This window comes from Pseudomonas cucumis, from assembly GCF_030687935.1.
Lineage (GTDB): Bacteria > Pseudomonadota > Gammaproteobacteria > Pseudomonadales > Pseudomonadaceae > Aquipseudomonas > Aquipseudomonas cucumis.
The window spans coordinates 3976224-3992234 of record NZ_CP117454.1 but is presented as its reverse complement, the minus strand read 5'-3'; the positions used below and the strand labels follow the sequence as shown (position 1 = coordinate 3992234).

At 55.2% G+C, this 16011-nt stretch carries 20 protein-coding genes and 4 pseudogenes; 15 read left to right on the top strand and 9 right to left on the bottom strand.

Annotated features, from left to right (window positions below; genetic code table 11):
* Window positions 1-7: 7 nt before the first annotated feature.
* Together PSH97_RS18085 and PSH97_RS18080 are read left to right on the top strand one after the other, a co-directional pair.
* Window positions 8-837, top strand: a pseudogene (locus PSH97_RS18085) (transposase); the annotation flags it as partial.
* A gap of 353 nt (window positions 838-1190) precedes the next feature.
* The gene (locus PSH97_RS18080) at window positions 1191-2060 is read left to right on the top strand and encodes an AraC family transcriptional regulator (RefSeq protein WP_305446107.1); all 870 of its coding nucleotides are present in this window, start codon (window positions 1191-1193) and stop codon (window positions 2058-2060) included.
* A gap of 503 nt (window positions 2061-2563) precedes the next feature.
* Here the strand turns inward: PSH97_RS18080 and PSH97_RS18075 are convergent.
* Window positions 2564-2773, bottom strand: a complete 210-nt coding sequence (locus PSH97_RS18075; protein ID WP_305446106.1) for a hypothetical protein — start codon at window positions 2771-2773, stop codon at window positions 2564-2566.
* An 89-nt stretch (window positions 2774-2862) separates the two neighbouring features.
* On the opposite strand from PSH97_RS18075, the gene PSH97_RS18070 reads away from it, so the two are divergent.
* The 6 genes from PSH97_RS18070 (at window position 2863) to PSH97_RS18045 (ending at window position 6501) form a co-directional block, all read left to right on the top strand.
* Window positions 2863-3024 carry a DUF2986 domain-containing protein gene (locus PSH97_RS18070; protein ID WP_305446105.1) on the top strand — a complete coding sequence of 54 codons (162 nt, stop codon included), beginning with the start codon at window positions 2863-2865 and terminating at the stop codon, window positions 3022-3024.
* A 131-nt stretch (window positions 3025-3155) separates the two neighbouring features.
* A complete protein-coding gene (locus tag PSH97_RS18065) occupies window positions 3156-3902 on the top strand; it encodes a tRNA (adenine(22)-N(1))-methyltransferase (protein WP_305446104.1) in 747 nt (248 codons plus the stop codon).
* Between the two features lie 39 nt (window positions 3903-3941).
* Window positions 3942-4169 carry a hypothetical protein gene (locus PSH97_RS18060; protein WP_305446103.1) on the top strand — a complete coding sequence of 76 codons (228 nt, stop codon included), beginning with the start codon at window positions 3942-3944 and terminating at the stop codon, window positions 4167-4169.
* Between the two features lie 219 nt (window positions 4170-4388).
* Window positions 4389-4979, top strand: coding sequence for an eCIS core domain-containing protein (locus tag PSH97_RS18055; protein ID WP_305446102.1), 591 nt, complete (start codon window positions 4389-4391; stop codon window positions 4977-4979).
* 33 nt (window positions 4980-5012) lie between these two features.
* Complete coding sequence (locus tag PSH97_RS18050) at window positions 5013-5363, top strand: ArsR/SmtB family transcription factor (protein WP_305446101.1); 351 nt, start codon at window positions 5013-5015, stop codon at window positions 5361-5363.
* Window positions 5364-5400: 37 nt separating this feature from the next.
* Window positions 5401-6501, top strand: coding sequence for a flavin-containing monooxygenase (locus PSH97_RS18045; protein ID WP_305446100.1), 1101 nt, complete (start codon window positions 5401-5403; stop codon window positions 6499-6501).
* 64 nt (window positions 6502-6565) lie between these two features.
* Here PSH97_RS18045 and PSH97_RS18040 read toward each other — a convergent pair whose 3' ends face one another.
* Window positions 6566-7249: a hypothetical protein gene (locus PSH97_RS18040; protein WP_305446099.1), complete on the bottom strand. Its 684-nt coding sequence runs from the start codon at window positions 7247-7249 to the stop codon at window positions 6566-6568.
* 121 nt (window positions 7250-7370) lie between these two features.
* On the opposite strand from PSH97_RS18040, the gene PSH97_RS18035 reads away from it, so the two are divergent.
* On the top strand, window positions 7371-7829 hold the full coding sequence (locus PSH97_RS18035; RefSeq protein ID WP_305446098.1) for a hypothetical protein: 459 nt from the start codon (window positions 7371-7373) through the stop codon (window positions 7827-7829).
* A 296-nt stretch (window positions 7830-8125) separates the two neighbouring features.
* Window positions 8126-8680 carry a YdeI/OmpD-associated family protein gene (locus PSH97_RS18030; protein ID WP_123722198.1) on the top strand — a complete coding sequence of 185 codons (555 nt, stop codon included), beginning with the start codon at window positions 8126-8128 and terminating at the stop codon, window positions 8678-8680.
* Between the two features lie 6 nt (window positions 8681-8686).
* On the opposite strand, the pseudogene PSH97_RS18025 reads toward PSH97_RS18030, so the two are convergent.
* A pseudogene (locus PSH97_RS18025) lies at window positions 8687-8936 on the bottom strand (integrase); the annotation flags it as partial.
* Window positions 8937-9152: 216 nt separating this feature from the next.
* Between PSH97_RS18025 and PSH97_RS18020 the strand changes: the two are divergent.
* From PSH97_RS18020 to PSH97_RS18005, 4 genes are all read left to right on the top strand, one after another.
* Window positions 9153-9530 carry a c-type cytochrome gene (locus PSH97_RS18020; protein WP_305446097.1) on the top strand — a complete coding sequence of 126 codons (378 nt, stop codon included), beginning with the start codon at window positions 9153-9155 and terminating at the stop codon, window positions 9528-9530.
* Between the two features lie 433 nt (window positions 9531-9963).
* Window positions 9964-10440, top strand: a complete 477-nt coding sequence (locus tag PSH97_RS18015) for a VOC family protein (RefSeq protein WP_305446096.1) — start codon at window positions 9964-9966, stop codon at window positions 10438-10440.
* 74 nt (window positions 10441-10514) lie between these two features.
* The gene (locus tag PSH97_RS18010) at window positions 10515-11351 is read left to right on the top strand and encodes an AraC family transcriptional regulator (protein ID WP_305446095.1); all 837 of its coding nucleotides are present in this window, start codon (window positions 10515-10517) and stop codon (window positions 11349-11351) included.
* 51 nt (window positions 11352-11402) lie between these two features.
* Window positions 11403-11999, top strand: a complete 597-nt coding sequence (locus PSH97_RS18005) for a LysE family translocator (protein WP_305446094.1) — start codon at window positions 11403-11405, stop codon at window positions 11997-11999.
* A gap of 92 nt (window positions 12000-12091) precedes the next feature.
* Here the strand turns inward: PSH97_RS18005 and PSH97_RS18000 are convergent, their stop codons facing one another.
* From PSH97_RS18000 to PSH97_RS17975, 6 genes and pseudogenes are all read right to left on the bottom strand, one after another.
* On the bottom strand, window positions 12092-12646 hold the full coding sequence (locus tag PSH97_RS18000; protein ID WP_305446093.1) for a lipid-binding SYLF domain-containing protein: 555 nt from the start codon (window positions 12644-12646) through the stop codon (window positions 12092-12094).
* A gap of 313 nt (window positions 12647-12959) precedes the next feature.
* Complete coding sequence (locus PSH97_RS17995; RefSeq protein ID WP_305446092.1) at window positions 12960-13460, bottom strand: GNAT family N-acetyltransferase; 501 nt, start codon at window positions 13458-13460, stop codon at window positions 12960-12962.
* 48 nt (window positions 13461-13508) lie between these two features.
* Window positions 13509-13829, bottom strand: coding sequence for an isochorismate lyase (locus PSH97_RS17990; protein ID WP_305446091.1), 321 nt, complete (start codon window positions 13827-13829; stop codon window positions 13509-13511).
* 83 nt (window positions 13830-13912) lie between these two features.
* Window positions 13913-14431: an isochorismatase family protein gene (locus tag PSH97_RS17985; protein ID WP_305446090.1), complete on the bottom strand. Its 519-nt coding sequence runs from the start codon at window positions 14429-14431 to the stop codon at window positions 13913-13915.
* Window positions 14432-14733: 302 nt separating this feature from the next.
* Window positions 14734-15276, bottom strand: a complete 543-nt coding sequence (locus tag PSH97_RS17980) for a histidine phosphatase family protein (protein WP_305446089.1) — start codon at window positions 15274-15276, stop codon at window positions 14734-14736.
* Window positions 15277-15352: 76 nt separating this feature from the next.
* Window positions 15353-15562, bottom strand: a pseudogene (locus tag PSH97_RS17975) (hypothetical protein); the annotation flags it as partial.
* Between PSH97_RS17975 and PSH97_RS17970 the strand changes: the two are divergent.
* A pseudogene (locus tag PSH97_RS17970) lies at window positions 15542-15995 on the top strand (hypothetical protein). The pseudogenes PSH97_RS17975 and PSH97_RS17970 sit on opposite strands and share 21 nt — an antisense overlap.
* The last annotated feature ends 16 nt before the right edge of the window (window positions 15996-16011 follow it).

The window sequence follows — 16011 nt, the reverse complement described above, 5'->3', positions numbered from 1 at the left end:
GAATGGCCATTTGAATCTGGCGTATCGCTGGTTCTGCCGCTTGAGCCTTGAAGATGAAGTCCCTAATCACTCAACCTTCTCCAAGAATCGACACGGTCGTTTTCGGGACAGCGATCTGTTTCGCTGGTTGTTCAATGAAGTGCTGCTGATCGATACCGAGCACGGCGTCATCGTGGATGTGGAGCCCACACCGGCTCATCGAACAGCACCAAGACCATGATCGACCGCGTCGAAGCGCAGTTCGACATCAAGCCGGAACGCCTGATTGGCGACACCGCTTACGGAACCGCGCCGATGCTGGCCTGGATGGTGGAGGAGAAAGACATCGAGCCGCACGTGCCAGTGTGGGACAAAACCGGGCGCAAGAACGACAGCTTTTCGAGCAAGGACTTCCACTGGAATGAGGAGGCTGAGCAATACCGCTGCCCCGCCGGCAACGCATTGCGCAGCGAATGGCGAGCCTTCAAGAATGAGCGTTCGCACGTCACCAAAGCCAACACCATCATCTTCCGCTCCCGGCAAACCGACTGCGCGAACTGCCCGATGAAAGCCCGGTGCTGCCCGAACACCACGTTTCGCAAGATCGCTCGCAGCGTCCATGAAGCCGCGCGGGATGTGGCTCGGCGCATTGCAGCGACACCGGAGTACGTGCGCTCCCGTCACGAACGCAAGAAGGTCGAAATGTTGTTTGCCCACCTCAAGCGCATCTTGAAATTGGATCGCTTGCGACTACGTGGCATGAGTGGCGCCAGCGATGAGTTCACGCTGGCCGCCGCGGTGCAGAACCTGCGCCGGCTGGCCAAACTTTTACCGCAAGGGCCACCGGTCACGGGATAGGTGCCCCGGCACCAAGCAAAAAACCTCAAACTAACCCAATAATCGAGCAGCAAAGGTCAACGAAGGGCCGAAAAACCACTCAATGTGGTGAGTAGGTTCTCTGGTGGTAGCCGTGCCTGAGTTCAGGCGAGCTGAAAATCCGACTTTTTCAACAGAATCGGTCGATTGCAGCCCTTCGCAACAGGCAGCAACCGGCCAGAACTGGACACCTTGGATGCCCCCGAACTTTACATCCCCAGTGGAAGAGATCGCATCGGCCAACCCAAAACGTACCTTGAGCAAACGCGGCTAGGCGCGTTCATGCCGCTATAGTCGACTCTATTGCCGACCGTACTTCCAGGAGCCTTTTCCCAGTGTCTGACATGCCGACCAACTTCGCTTACACAAAACGCTTCAACACCGTACTCGCCTACATTGATGCCAATCTCGAAGGTGACCTGTCGGTGAAGACGTTGAGCCATGTGGCGAACTTTTCGGTGTTTCACTTCCATCGACAATTCAGCGCGTTCGCAGGAGTGCCTGTCTCACGTTATGTGCAACTGATGCGGCTACGACGCGCGGCACATCGCCTGGCCGCCCTCGCGGATCACTCGGTACTGGACGCCGCACTCGGTGCCGGCTTTGAAAGCCCCGAGGCATTTTGCAGGGCGTTCAGGAGAGCGTTCGGTATGACGCCGAGTGCGTTCAGGAAGGAACCGAACTGGCAGGTCTGGAATGCGGTATTCGCAATCCCTCACTTTTCCAGGACTATCATCATGCAAGTACAAATCGTGGAATTCCCTGAAATCAGGGTGGCAGCGCTTGAGCACTGCGGACCAGCCGGGCTCGTCAATGAGAGCGTGCGCAAGTTCATTGAGTGGCGCATGCAAAGCGGACAGTCGCCGGTGGCATCGAGTCGCACCTTTGGCATTCCCTATGGCAACCCCGATACGACACCTCCACAAGCATTCCGATTCGCAATCTGCGGCGAGATTCACGAGGCCGTGGCGTCGAATGAGTTCGGTGTGCACGAGATCGTCATTCCTGGCGGTCGCTGCGTCGTGGCGCGACACGTGGGGTCACCGGATCACATCGGCGAAACGATCTATCCGATTTACCGCGATTGGCTTCCTGCCAGTGGAGAGGAACTTCGTGACCACCCGCTGTTCTTCAATTACCTGAGCGCTTATCCCGAGACGCCGCAGGATCAATGGCAAACTGATGTGTATGTTCCACTGCAATAGCGGAGCAAGCAGCTTTCGACCCTGACGGACATTGACGAGTGTCCGCTCAGGGTTGCAGCCTTTCGCAACAGGCAGCTATCGGCCGATTCTGTTGAAAAAGTAGCTCCCCTGTCTGGCCTTCGGCAAAATCTTCGCACCGGCTACCAAGGTGTGCACCCGTCGCAACAGTTGGCTGGGTTGCTCAATGAGGCTGAGGGACTGGAAGGCGTCGTGCGACTGTGTGGGGCGAGGGAGTACCATCAGCCTGTTGAGATCGTGAAAGACCGTCGCGCTGACATGCCGCTCGATCAGCGTCTGAGCGATCGGCAGGTAACCGTTCACACCGCTCGCGGTGGCATCAGATTCGTTGAAGATGCAGTTCCTGAGCGGATGGATTCGCACGGTTCGCTGCATGCACGGCGAGGGGCTGATCGGTCAACTGATGGAGCATGGCGTCGGCTATCTGATTGAGTTTCCCGGCGAGCCCAGCCTGTATCTGGCGGGCGATACACTGTTGACTCGTGCTACAGCATCAGCCTCAGGTGAGTGTCGTACCCGCCGGCGGGGCTCGCTTCGATATTGGCGGCGAAATCATAATGGGGCTGGAAGAGGTGCTCGAATTTACGCGTCTCAGCCAGGGCACCGTTGTCGCGAACCATTTGGAAGCCATCAACCATTGTCCCGTCACCCGAGAGGAACTGGCGCAGGCAGCGGCCGAGGCCGGTGTCGGGCACAGGCTGTTCATTCCAACCGATGGTCAAACACTGACATTGGGGTGCAAACCTCTGCCATCATTCAAGAACTTACACGCCGAGTAGAAAACATGAATCGTCGTAAAAAAATAAAGCAGTTATTAAAGGCTCACGCAAAAAAGGCCAGTGCCAAATTGGCACCGCCCAGTAAGTCTAAATACGTTAGTAAAGCTGACCGATTGAAACTGGCTGCTGAACCCAGTCTGGACTCAATCATTTCTCCTGAGTGCTGATCCAGGTACTCCGATAACAGGGCGAGCCATGGCCCTGGTCGCAGAAATTTGAAATGCATCATGTTACTCGACAGAATCGCGCCCCGATCCGGCCAAAGGTTTTGGACGTTCGTGGTGAAAAGGAACTGCAGTTGAACGAACACACATTGTCCATGCGCCTGGAGCGCGTCGCGGCGCATATACCAGCAGATGCGCGCCTGGCCGATATCGGCTCGGATCACGGCTACCTGCCGGTAGCGTTGGTGCGTCGTGGCGCCATCGCAGCGGCGGTGGCGGGCGAGGTGGCATTGACGCCATTCCGTTCGGCCGAACGCACGGTGCGCGAGAACGGAATGGATCAGCGGATCACCGTGCGCCTGGCCGATGGCCTGGCGGCGATCGAGCCGGCAGACGGGATCACGGCGATCAGCATCTGTGGCATGGGCGGTGAGACGATCCGCGATATCCTCGACAGCGACAAGGCGCGCCTGAGCGGTCAGGAGCGCCTGATCCTGCAGCCCAACGGCGGCGAGCAGCCATTGCGCCAATGGCTGATGGAGAATGGCTACCGTATCCTCTGCGAGGAAGTGCTCCGGGAAAACCGCTTCTACTACGAGATCATTGTCGCCGAGCGCGTCGGGCCGGTGCTATACACCGCCGAGGAGCTGTACTTCGGCCCGCTGCAGATGCAGGCACGCAGCCCGGCGTTCCTGGTTAAGTGGCAGCGCATTCTGCGCCACAAGCAACAGACCCTGACCAGCTTCGCCCGGGCGCGGCAGGCCGTGCCCGAGGAGAAGGTGCAAGATACCGCTCGGCAGGCTCGGTGGATTACCGAGCTGCTGGCTTTTGAACCAAGCAGAACAGTGCAAAGCCGAGCAGCTAAGCTAAACGCTGGCTGATAAGTCAGGAGACAGTTGCACGCCTACGAGGATCCTGCCATGCGCAACTACACCCTGGAATACCTGTTCAACGGCGAGCCCCGCACATACATGTTCGAATTCGAGCAGCCTCAACTGCCTGTCCATGAGGCAGCGATGCACCTGCTACAGCTGCATTATGGGGATGGTGAGAACAGCCTGATCATGCCCACTGCGGACGCGACGCCGACGGAGATTTTAGAGCAGGCTGAGCGGGTAGGGCTGACGCAGATAAAAGTCGTCGATTAACCCGGTTGATGCGAGGTGCTGCGGCGATCTCGGCGCAAATCAACGGGCCGCTGCCATAACTGCGCCGCTGCTTGAGGGCAGCTGGCGCTCAGGGAGTCGGTTCAGTACCGCTTCTTGCAATTACCCTGGGAGCGCTTGGTTCGGGACTACGCTAAAGCTATGCGGATCGTCGATCAATTGTGGCCCACTGTTTGCGCTGCGTCCGTTCTGGAGCGCCCAATGCTGCCCATCACCACGCGCCTGGTGGCGCTGTTGGTTCTTTGCCTGACGCTTGAAATACGAGCCCAGACCAACGCCTGCCCAGTTGGCGAGACACAGGTGTGCATGAACGGCTGCATCTGCCTGCCAGACGTGGGACCGCTGCTTGGTCCGGATGGTATCTACCAGATCGCGGCACCAGCCCTGGCGCTGTGGCTGACCCAAGCCCGCTCTGACGCAGCCAACGCCGGCATCCAACCCATTCCACCGCACATCCGCGAGCAACTGTTGCGCTGGTACGACCCCAGCGTCCTCGATGCCGCGCGCTACAAAGTTAGCGACGACGGCCAATTCAACGCTGCCACTGCCATGCTGCAAAACCCCGATGTCGGTGCCGTGACGCTGATCGACATCATCCTCTTCCGGGACGCTCAAACCGCCGAACAGAACATCGCGCTCTGGGCTCACGAGTTAAAGCATGTTCAGCAGTATCAGGAATGGGGGGTAGAAGGATTTGCCCAGCGGTATACCCAAGACTTCAATGCGGTGGAGGCGCCGGCTTATGCCATACAGGCTGAGGTCAGACGATGGGTGCGAGAGGGGGCGAATTGACGTGTGCATGGATATACACATATAGTCCTCCGCATGACGAACCGAACCTCTATACGTTCCAGGGCAATTGATGCCGCAATCGACTCTCTCGATGGAGCCTTCTTCAAAGCGCTTTGCGAGCCGTCGCGGGTCGCTGTGCTCAAGCGAGTCATGCAACTGGGGCGTGCGGATATCGCCGAAATTGCCGAAGGGTTGCCCCAAGAGCGTTCTGTGGTATCTCGCCATCTGCAAGTGCTGTCAGAGGCGGGCATCGTCCGTGCTGCCAAGGTCAGCCGGCAGATGTTCTACGAGGTGGATGGGGCGGCGGTGGTGACACGGCTTGAAGACATTCTCCAGCACATGAAGAGTCTGGCCCCGTTTTGCTGCCCAGGTGCGCCAGAGTAGTTTTTTATCATCTGTATATATGCATGAGTGCGCATACATGAATGTAAAAAATGAGCCCATGGACGCCATCGTTATTGGTGCGGGCCAAGCTGGGCTCGCGTGTGGCTGGCACCTGCGGCAGCAGAACCTCAGGTTTCTCATCCTCGATGCCGAGAGCCTGCCAGGTGGAAACTGGCGCAATTACTATGACAGCCTGAGACTTTTTTCCCCGGCTGCTTATTCATCGTTACCTGGGATGCCCTTTCCAGCTGAAGCCAAACATTATCCGCTACGCGATGAAGTCGTAGATTATTTGGAGCAGTACGCGAACACTTTCCAGCTACCCATACGGCAGAACATACGTGTCCAGAAAGTGCGTAAAGAGAATGGACTGTTTTTGCTTCAGGCATCGGATGGTCAGTGTTTCTGCTCCAAAGCACTGATCGTTTGCACCGGCGGATTCAATCAGCCGTTCATCCCCGACATTCAGGGGCTGGAGAGTTTTAGCGGGCAACGTTTACACAGCGCTGATTACCGAAATGTCGATGGCTTCAGTGATCAACGCGTAGTGGTCATAGGTGCCGCCAACTCAGCGGTACAAATTGCCCATGAGTTGGCTCAAGTCAGCAGCGTCGTATTGGCGACAAGGGACTCGATTCGATTTTTTCCGCAAAAAATCCTCGGTGTGGATTTTCATGCTTGGCTCAAGTGGACAGGGATGGAGAGGACTCGTTGGCTGAATGATCAAAGCACTCCCGTACTGGATGATGGCACCTATCGTCGAGCCATGAAGCAGGGGCTTTTTGAGCGCAAGCCAATGTTCACGCAGGTAACGTCAACGGGCGTGCTCTGGGCCGATGGTCAGCACACCGAAGTGGACAGTTTGGTTTTCGCGACCGGATTTCGTCCCAACCTCGGTTTTTTGGCAGGTCTACACAGGGGGGGCAATGGGAACCTGGATCAGCGCAATGGGCAGGCGGAGCACGTACCGGGTTTGTATTTTGTGGGATTACCGAAACAGCGCAACTTTGCTTCGGCCACCCTCAGAGGCGTTGGGCCAGATGCTTCTCACATCATCCCCAGCTTGATGCGTTTCATTCACGATACATCGTTGAGTAGCGACAGAAGGCGTCTATTGTCTGTCCGGAGTCCGTGGTGAGCCAGTCAAGCAGGGGGGGCGGCAGGCTGCCATGCCTTTTGCAAACGATAGGTCAACTACCTCATCAATTCACCCCACTGCTGTAAGAAATCAATTGCGCCCTGACCGAAGTCACCACCGATTTTTGGGCAAAGGCCGCGGAGTAAGCCTGATTGAGTGCAAGCACATCCGCTGCCATATCGGCGTGATTGTTGTACATCCCTTGTCCGATATTGGGATCAAACATGGCGCAGGGGTAACTCCAGTTCAGGTAGCCGCCTGTTGAACTTTGATTGAGTTTCAAGACCACCGCGTGCGCCCATTGGGTCCCGCCCTTGAGCGTCAGCATCAAAAAGTTCGCGTGTCCTGTTGCGTACCTGTTCAGGCACGTCGAGATAGAGTCGACGCTGGTCAACAACTCGGGAACATCTTCGTAGGCAGAATGCAGTCCACCCAATGCCAAACGCAGCGCGTTGCTGGTGTCAGACGTTGCGTGACGGCTCATCATGTCCCGCTGTAATTCTGATGCAGAAACATTATCGAGGGTTTTTACCAGATAACGTTTATTGGCCTTGATGTTCAGAACCCACTGGCAGCAATACGCCCAGCACATGCCTTCAGTGACGGGCGTCACTGTTTCGGAGTGGGCAATACCTCCCTGACTTCCCATCGTAAGCACGACAACGTCGTTGCCTATGCCCAGATAGATGCCTTGGTCGAAGCTGGCAAACTCCTTTGCGTGAGAGAAGCACGTTCTATCCAATGGCATTTTTTATATCCTTATACTTGCACTCACTGCTGTGGGGTTTACCTTCCTTGTCATTCAAGGGTGTAGGTTAGTACGGGATCAGCCGCTCAACCAGTTGGCCCAGTCTGCACTGAACAAGACGATGGGTACGTTGGTGGGGATGTTGACCGAAAGCTTTCTGACTCCGCCGCCTCCAAATGAAGAAGATTCACAGACCGAAGCCGATGTCGGTGACCAGATCTGGCTCAGGCATCGATTCCAGTTGGAAATGACAGCCGAACACTATGAGGCAATGAAGGCCGACCTCAAGGAGCTGGTTGACCTGCGCAATAAACTGGTTCACCACTTCATTGAGCGTTTCGATCTCTGGTCTGAATCAGGCTGCCAGGCGGCGGATGGTTTTCTGGAGGAAAGCTACGAAACCATCAATCGGTATTGTCTGAATCTGCAATGTTGGGCCAAAACCATGATTGAGGAACGAGCTAAAACGGCTTCGTTTATACAGAGCCAAAGTGACTGCACCTGGCCGGATTCTGCCTGTCGCCACCGGTCGCTGCGTCGTGGTGCGACACGCGGGGTCACCGGATCATTTTCGTACTGACCCTGATCCCCAAACCTGTTCTAAAAACGTTTTTACACAACCTCGGCAATAAGCAGCCGCTGGACAGACTAGTGGCAAATAGGTAGCGTCGACCTTCTGCACTGAATCTTTACCACAGCTGAGCTTGGCGTCATCCATGTCGCGTTTCTCCCTGGACTATGTCGCGTTTGCTGCAATTCCTCCAGGCAAGACAAGGGCTTGCAGGACGACAAGGAACGTTATACGAAACTGTCTCGTTTAAACGCGACAGTGATGTCGCCAAATAGTAGTTAGGCGTATTAGTTGGAGGAGTTGCAATGACAACAATCGATGTGAAATCCCGATTCGAAGCAAAGCTTCTTCGTCCGGCAAAGCCCGGTAATGATACGTCGTGGGCGTTCGTAGTACTGCCAAGAGACGCGAGTGAACAGCTTCCGAGGCGAGGAAGGACGACTGTTGAAGGCACAATCAATGGGCACCATTTCCAGGCAACCCTTGAGCCGGATGGTCAGCTGAGCCATTGGCTGCAGGTAAGCAGAGAGTTACACGAAGCCGCAGGCGCGGCCGTTGGGGATATCGTTACACTAGAGCTAACCCCTGTGAAGAAGGAACCCGAGCCTGACATCCCACCAGATTTTCAGGAGGCACTGGCAGCCACTCCTGAGGCTCGTAAAGTTTGGAACAATACGACGACCATCGCACGAGTAGACTGGATACACTGGATTACTTCAGCCAAGCAACTTAAGACGCGCGCAAAACGAATTGGTGATGCCTGCGATATGCTTGCGTCCGGCAAGAAGCAGGTTTGCTGTTTCGACCAGTCTGGCTACTACAGTAAGGCCTTCCGTGCGCCCGAGGCAGAAAATTTTTAAATTGTTCTGCTGCATCACGATGGCCCGTGACGACACATGTTCCCCATGGGCTATGTCTCGTACTCGCAGCTTGGTTAAGTCACAAGCACGCAGTTTGCGGTCGATGGCCAAGTTGAAGAGCGCCAAATCTCGTGTCTTCTCAGCAAGCTGAAGTCTTACCCGGATGGCCCAGATATTCTGAATCGGAGCGGGGCTTTCTGCCGACAAGCTCTCCTTTGTTCCAAGGCTGATGGCTGTATGTAGCGATAGTGTTCATGGCTTGTCCTCCACATTGAGAGAGGACAAGGGTGGATCACTCACAATGAGTGGCGGTCGCTGTCCAGCCAGAAGCGGTCACCGGGATGCGCCTGGAAAACGAGTTGATTCAATGGGCATCGGAAATGACTGTGTGTGCCGACACGATGGCTGATATCTTTCCCGCGCGCCAAATCGCGTCCAGTCAACGCTGATCCGATCAAGGAAGATAAAAACAATGAAAATATTATTCATCGCTTCGCTAGGAATTTTATCGCTAGTTCAAACATCACTATCCTACGCGGATAATCTTAATGGAAAAAATCTCTATTTACAGCGATGCACTATGTGCCACGGAATAGATCTCAAAGCAACAGGACCATTGGCTAATAAAAGCAATCCTCCTACACCTGATCTAACAACATCCGCTTTCAAAAAACGATTGAATGATTATCCGGGCGTAATTGTATCATCGATAATACTTCGTCCAAATGGAGACTTGATTCCAAAAACGTTGCGAGAGAATGGTGTAAAGCTATCGCCGTACTCATGGAGGATTAAAGATCTGCGCGATTTAAATCAATACATGGCTGGTGTGATTTCAAAAAATCGATGATTTTTGAGATGAGAGGTAGGCACCTAAAAGCCATTTCAGGTTTGAGGGCTTGTGGGGCAATGCCGGTGAGCCAGTCGACCTCTCGCGGGCACATCGCTAATGAATAATCTCGGATTAATACAAGCTCGGGCGGCTCTTCGCATCCAGCAGCAGTCGGCTGCGGTCGTGACAGGCAAGTAATGGCCCAGGTGTGTAAAAACGCTTCGCCAAAATGTGCTCCCTATACCGGACGAGGCGGAGGGATGGCATGAGATCCGCGCTCTGGTATGGATAGATTACAGCTCGGTGCAGAGCTCCTGTAACTGACTGGTTTAGACCCATAACTACCGGTCAACATCGACAGAAATCGGCCGCATGCATCAGTCGCTATCGCAAAGGTCAGAATACCCGGACTGGCAGCAAACCAATCGTATGTCTGAAAAAGGTGAGGCAATTGAAATTAAAGTTCAGCCACGTGGATGTTCTCGTCCAAGACCTTGAGGAAGCGTGCAGGTATTACGCCCGGGTCTTCAGTGCCAGGATTTCCAGGACACTTGATTGGCAGCGCGACGGTTTGCATGTGCGCTATGCGATCGTCATGTTTGGAGCGGAGCGCCTTATGTTGGTGCAACCGTTTACCGGAAATCTCAAGGCGTTAATGGACTCCAACGGCGAAGGCACGATCTACCGTCACTGCTATTCCACACCAGACATCGAGGCAGCCTACGACGAATTGATTGATGCAGGAGTCCAGCCGGAAAACGAGAACGGAAAACCGCTGTCTCGCGATGATCTCCAAACGCCCAGTGGGACACGCATAATTTGGTTACCGAAACGCTTCGGCCATTTTTCTATTGAGCTGCTGGAAGAGAAGGAGCTGGAGGCATTTATCAAGGATGCGTTTGCCGAGGAATCTGCACAAATCTTCTAAACGTCCTTTTCCATTGCGCGGTAATTTAGTCGTCCGCACAGCTCAACGCTGAACCATGACCTATGGAGCCTTCCGTGGATAGACGCAACTGGATTGAGTTGTCCCAGGACGCCGATACCGGGATTGAATCGATTCGTGCCCATTTTCAGGGGCATGCCTACGATCCGCATTGGCATGACAGTTTTCTGGTGGGGGTTACCGAGCAGGGCGTGCAGCAGTTCAATTGCCGGCGCGTTCGTCACCTCAGTACGCCGGGCAAGGTATTCATGCTGGAACCGGGGGAAATCCACGATGGGCATGCGCCGACCGAGGAGGGGTTTACCTATTCCATGCTCTACCTCGATCCGCACTGGCTGGAGCGGGAGTTGCACGCGTTGTTCGAGCACGCGCCGGCCAACAGTCAGCCGGGGTTTGCCGACACCCTGAGCCAGGATCCGCGCCTGGCCACTGCCATTTTTCAAGCCTTCCACGCCCTCCATGAGGGCGACTTGCGCATCGTGCGCCAGAGCGCCATCGACACCTTGTTGGGTTCGCTCACTTGCCACCTTGATTGGCGCAAGCGTCAGGCCTTTGATCCGCGCCTGCCGTGGGTGGCCCAGGTTGCGCGTGACTATTTGCATGCCCATGTCTACGAAGACATCGGCCTGGATGATCTGGCCCAAGCCTGTGGGGTTGATCGCTTTCGTCTGACGCGGGCCTTCAAGGCAGCCTTTGGGCTGGCGCCTCATGCTTATTTGATCCAACTGCGCCTGGCCAAGGCGCGACAGTTGCTGGCGCGGGGCGAGTCGCCGGCGCAGGTGGCCAGTGCTCTCGGGTTCGCCGATCAAAGCCATATGGGGCGCTGGTTCCGCCGGGCCTACCAGCTCACACCCGCAGATTACCGCAAGCGCTGCTCAAACCTTCCAGACTGAATCCCGATGACCCGCGATCATGGTTTCCAATCTGATCAAGGAGTCCATGCCGTGGAATCGTTGCTGCCTTTCCTGCTGTTTGCGTTCGTTGCCTCGATTACCCCGGGGCCGACCAATATTCTGGTGTTGAGCCACAGTTCGCGGCGGGGGCTGGGTGCCACGCTGCCTATCATCTTTGGTGCCTGCGGGGCGGCGGCGCTGATTGTGTTTGCAGTCGGGCTCGGCGTGGGTGAAACGCTGCTACGGTTTCCGCGTGTGCAGCAGGCGATGGCCTGGGCCGGGGTGCTCTGGTTGAGTTGGCTGGCCTGGCAGATCTTTCAAAGCGCGCCGCCGTCCCTGGAATCAGCCACCCCGCGCGACGAGGGTCTCAGCGTGTTCGGCGCCGCCACCCTGCAATTGGTCAACCCCAAGGTCTGGATGATGGCGGTGGCGGTGGCGAGCGTATTTGTCGGTGGCGGCGACAAGACCCTGCGACTGGTGGTGTTGTCGCTGATGTTTCTGTTGGTCTCCTTGCCGTGCATGACCCTGTGGGCATTGCTCGGCGTGGGCAGTGCCCGGGCTTTTGGTTCGCCACAGGCATTCAAACGCATGAACACTGCACTGGCTTTTTTGCTGCTGGTGTCGGCCTGGTTGACTGTGCTGGTGTAGGTCGTTGACTGGGCAGAGCGTTTTAATCAGCCGCTGGATCCCGCATGGCTTCAAGCGGACGCCTGGCGCATCCATGCGCCAAACGACCGGTTTTAGCGCTTGATCAGGGAAATCTTGGTTCCTTCGATGCTGATCCCGGCCATTAACCCTTGCTGGTCGAAAATGAACGCGTAGGCATCGTCCTTCACTGTCGTGCTGGACAGATTCTTCGCCACCCCTTCATCCACCATTACAACAGTGGGGCCTACGCCGATTTCCCAACCCTTGGTTTTACGTACATAGTCCACGGCTTTGTCGGTCATCAGGAAAACCGCATAGCCATATGACTGGGCGCCTGCTTGCAGCCCCCAGGACCCGGTTACGGAGTTGTAATAATTCTCTACTTTCTTGTCCTTCAACAACACACCTTCGCCATAGCTGCCGCCAAACACAAGGCCTGCCTTGATGATTTTCGGGAAGACAAGAATCGCTTTGGCGTTTTGCGAAATGCTTTCAGCAAATGGCGTGGACTTGTAGAGAGTTTGCAACGCTTGCCGAGAGTCGACATCCAGGTCCTCGGCGGTTGCCGCACTAGCAGAGTTCAAGAAGCTGGCCGATGCCAGCGTCGCAAGGACAATCGATAGGAAGAACCGCATTGACTGAGTCATGTTAGTACTCCGATACGGGAGCATTGGATGTGGCAGCAGTCAGCAATTGCCCCTCGGCAGCATCCGAGCCTGCTGAAATTATCCGGTGCACCCTAAAGTATGTGAGCTACTGACTTCGCCCTTGAATGAGGCCTTTGATCATTGGCGACGTCATCACCTGCTTTGACCTCTGTGTATCAGCCGGGTTCGTCGTTGAAGACTATTGTCAGGTCTGTGGAATGTCGCAGGTAACGGGAAAACTGAGGACTACCAAAAACCGCAGCAGGCAACTGTAAAAAAAACGGACACTGACAAGGTGCCCGTTTTCAATCATCTAAATCGAAAGACCCAACCGATATTCATACTCTGTCCCTTCTTGCCGGGGTATAGGTTCGATCAAGAAGCCACACCGTTCGAGTACTTTTGCCGAGCCGATATTTGCAGCGTATACGTTGGCAACCAGTAGTTTAAGGCTCCAATGTAACTGCGCCTCCTGGATCAAATGCCTCACCGCCAGCGTTGCCAGTCCCCGTCCACAAGCGCTTTGAGCAATCCGATAACCAACTTCGGCCGACCGCTCGGACATATCGATGCTTTTCAGGTTCGCTCGCCCAACTATAGTTCCGCCAGCCTCTTCTAGGACAAATGGGTGCCAGGTTCCGGCGGTAAAACCAGATAAATAAGCAGCAATGTGGTCGGTGACGCCCTGCAGCGAGTAAAAAGCAGCGTCGCGCGCGTCAATGAAACGCTCGAACCACTCGCGATTGTTCAATTCAAATGCCAGCAACGCCTCAGCGTCAGTATTTTGGAGGGTACGAATTCTGACGGGCTTCATAGGGTCGCTCCCCTTTTTGGTAGAACTACTTGGTCGCTGTGCGGCGGATCAGGTTTCGGATTGATGAGCCGCCCAGTGTTTCATCTCTTCGGCAATGAAGTGGTTCACCAGGTCGCTGTACATCTTCTCGATTGCATCCGGGCTCAAGCCTTCGGCCTCGGCCCACTCGCGACGTGTTGCCAACATCGCCTTGAAACGCTCCGGAGCACGCACCGAAGTCGCTGAGGTCTTGAACTTCGAGGCAGCCAGCACATAGTGAAAACGCTTGCCCAATAGCTTGATAACGGCCTGATCAAGGGCATCGATTTCGCGTCGGATGTCCTCCATACCTGCACACTCTGCGGGCTGCAACTGATTGATAACTTCCATGTAAGTGACTCCGTTTGCTGAAAAAAGATCGTGGGATTTCGAAAGAGGTATTGGTGGGTTAGGCATTCACATGAGGGCAAGGCTTAGAAACGCCAGTTCTCAGCGTGAACGACACGACAGAACGGGCCCGCCAGGGTTGCATTGTGATGAGCGACGATATTTTCGGCCTTCAATGCAGGGGTGTCGGTGCAGGTATGACCATCGGCGATCAGTACTGCATCGAACCCAAGATCTCGTGCAGCGCGGCAGGTGCTGTCGACACAGTACTGAGTCTTCATTCCGGCAATAACCACGCCTTGAGATCCACAAGCTTTTAGCCGATCGGCCAGATCCGTCATGGCGAACGCGTTGGGTCGGCTTTTTTCGAAGATCACTTCATCGCCTTGTAGCAGCAGTTCCTGCACCAGTTCTGTGATCGGGTTTCCAGGTTCGATAGGCGAGCCAGGCGGACCTACGTGGCGAGCAAGAAAAATTGGTGCGCCTGCCCTCCGGGCTTTGCTCAACAGACTATTCAAAGTGTTTAGCAGCGCTTCGCCAGCCCATGGTTTATCCGGGCCATGAAACAACCCAACCTGCATATCGAGAATCAACAGTGCATACATAGTGCTTTCCTTGCGTTTGGACCAGCGACACAAGGGCAAAAGAAAAGGCCCTATTCATCACTGGCGGGCCTTTTGAAGTTCGTGCGTTATTGGCTCACGAAACCTCTCACGACCCGCCCCGGGCGGTCGTGGTAGTGGTAGTCGAGGCAATGCGTGGCTGATTCATAAAGCTGACAGTATCTGCACGGTACCCTTGTTGGCAAGGGGCGTGACCTGCGTGACGGCTACTCCTCGTTTTGATCGTTGAGGTCCGCTTATGGCCCGGAGTGTGTGAAAACGTATGTCGAGGTGATAGGCACCTCTCAAACACCGCCATATTGATACACCGTCGCACTCCAATACTGGCTGCCGTTACGTTCTTGGCGAGTCCATCCATCTGCCACCAGTTGTTTGGCGATCATTCGATTCATAAAGCCATGACCGAGCAGCAGAACCGGTCCTTCGCCGGCAAGGGACTGAAGTCGTTGAGCTGCCGTGCTGGCGCGCATCCTCGCAGTGCCGACGGATTCGACTTTGCGTGAGTAACCGCACAACCATAAAACTCGAAGGATAAATGCCCAGGTAAACGGCGATAGCCGTGGCAGTTTCCAGTGACCATAAGGCAGTTGAGCTTCACAGAAAAGCGCGTCGACGAGGGCGGGTTTCAGGCCAAGAGCCTGGACGGAAGTCAGCGCACGAGGTGCGTTGCTTGAAACAATCACCGTGGCGGTTGCGGCGAGCTGCATGCTGGCATCCGGGACGGGTTGGTTGGTAATTTCGGACCGGTTGTATTGTTCGATCCAGTCTTTCATATCGAGCGCTGACATTTTGTCGGTTGCGACCAACTTTGGCTGGCCGTGACGCATCAGAATTATTTTCCTACTCACAGTATGTTTACGTCCTTGTCCTGCTATGCGGTGAAGGTGGGGCCCGACGGTAATCTTATCTGCGAAAGTCAGTCGTCGGCCATGACGGATGTGCGTTTTCCGGCGACGGAGGCGCACTGTGGTTTTCAAACCAATCGTGATCGCGGTACCACGCCACGGTGTCAGTGAGTGTCAGCTCTAGCGCCCGGAAACTCAGGCCAATGTCGGCAGGGCCCCACATCCAGCCAGGCAGGACCATGCAGGCATGCATCTCGGGTGCGCTAAGCATGGAGGGCAACATGTCATTCCTGAAAATGGCCGTTTTGAAAACGAGCCGGATCGGATAAAGGATCCAGTCGGAGCAGCAACTTTTTGGGCAAAACGAAACGTGGATCGCTGGCAAACGGCGCTGGCCATGGAAGACATTTCTTCGTGGGCTTTGTGTGACAGTGACCCTCTCAAGCTCCACTACATATGGAGCCTTTGGCAGATCGGCGAGGCGAGCGAGCACGACTGGCGAATAGAGTTGGACACCACAAGAGAAACGATCGCACAAGGACGTATTGGATTTGCTGACTTGGTACTCAGCTATGGATGAAGTGCTTCCCGGCAGAGTGCGATTCGGGTTTCCTTCAAAAATGCCCACCGTAGAAAACCTTGATGGAAGATATTCGGTAACGGCCTTTGATCAAATGATCGCATCGCTCCCCACAAAATAAATCTGCGCAATTTCTG

Bases quoted from the DNA above. Each gene is read 5' to 3' on its own strand.
- PSH97_RS17995 (WP_305446092.1), bottom strand. From the start codon at position 13,460: ATGAAGCCCGTCAGAATTCGTACCCTCCAAAATACTGACGCTGAGGCG.
- PSH97_RS17980 (WP_305446089.1), bottom strand. From the start codon at position 15,276: ATGCGTCACGGCCAGCCAAAGTTGGTCGCAACCGACAAAATGTCAGCG.
- PSH97_RS18000 (WP_305446093.1), bottom strand. From the start codon at position 12,646: ATGACTCAGTCAATGCGGTTCTTCCTATCGATTGTCCTTGCGACGCTG.
- PSH97_RS17985 (WP_305446090.1), bottom strand. From the start codon at position 14,431: ATGTATGCACTGTTGATTCTCGATATGCAGGTTGGGTTGTTTCATGGC.
- PSH97_RS18055 (WP_305446102.1), top strand. From the start codon at position 4,389: ATGCTGCCCATCACCACGCGCCTGGTGGCGCTGTTGGTTCTTTGCCTG.
- PSH97_RS18030 (WP_123722198.1), top strand. From the start codon at position 8,126: ATGACAACAATCGATGTGAAATCCCGATTCGAAGCAAAGCTTCTTCGT.
- PSH97_RS18045 (WP_305446100.1), top strand. From the start codon at position 5,401: ATGAATGTAAAAAATGAGCCCATGGACGCCATCGTTATTGGTGCGGGC.
- PSH97_RS18035 (WP_305446098.1), top strand. From the start codon at position 7,371: ATGGGTACGTTGGTGGGGATGTTGACCGAAAGCTTTCTGACTCCGCCG.
- PSH97_RS18070 (WP_305446105.1), top strand. From the start codon at position 2,863: ATGAATCGTCGTAAAAAAATAAAGCAGTTATTAAAGGCTCACGCAAAA.
- PSH97_RS18040 (WP_305446099.1), bottom strand. From the start codon at position 7,249: ATGCCATTGGATAGAACGTGCTTCTCTCACGCAAAGGAGTTTGCCAGC.
- PSH97_RS18050 (WP_305446101.1), top strand. From the start codon at position 5,013: ATGACGAACCGAACCTCTATACGTTCCAGGGCAATTGATGCCGCAATC.
- PSH97_RS17990 (WP_305446091.1), bottom strand. From the start codon at position 13,829: ATGGAAGTTATCAATCAGTTGCAGCCCGCAGAGTGTGCAGGTATGGAG.
- PSH97_RS18060 (WP_305446103.1), top strand. From the start codon at position 3,942: ATGCGCAACTACACCCTGGAATACCTGTTCAACGGCGAGCCCCGCACA.
- PSH97_RS18020 (WP_305446097.1), top strand. From the start codon at position 9,153: ATGAAAATATTATTCATCGCTTCGCTAGGAATTTTATCGCTAGTTCAA.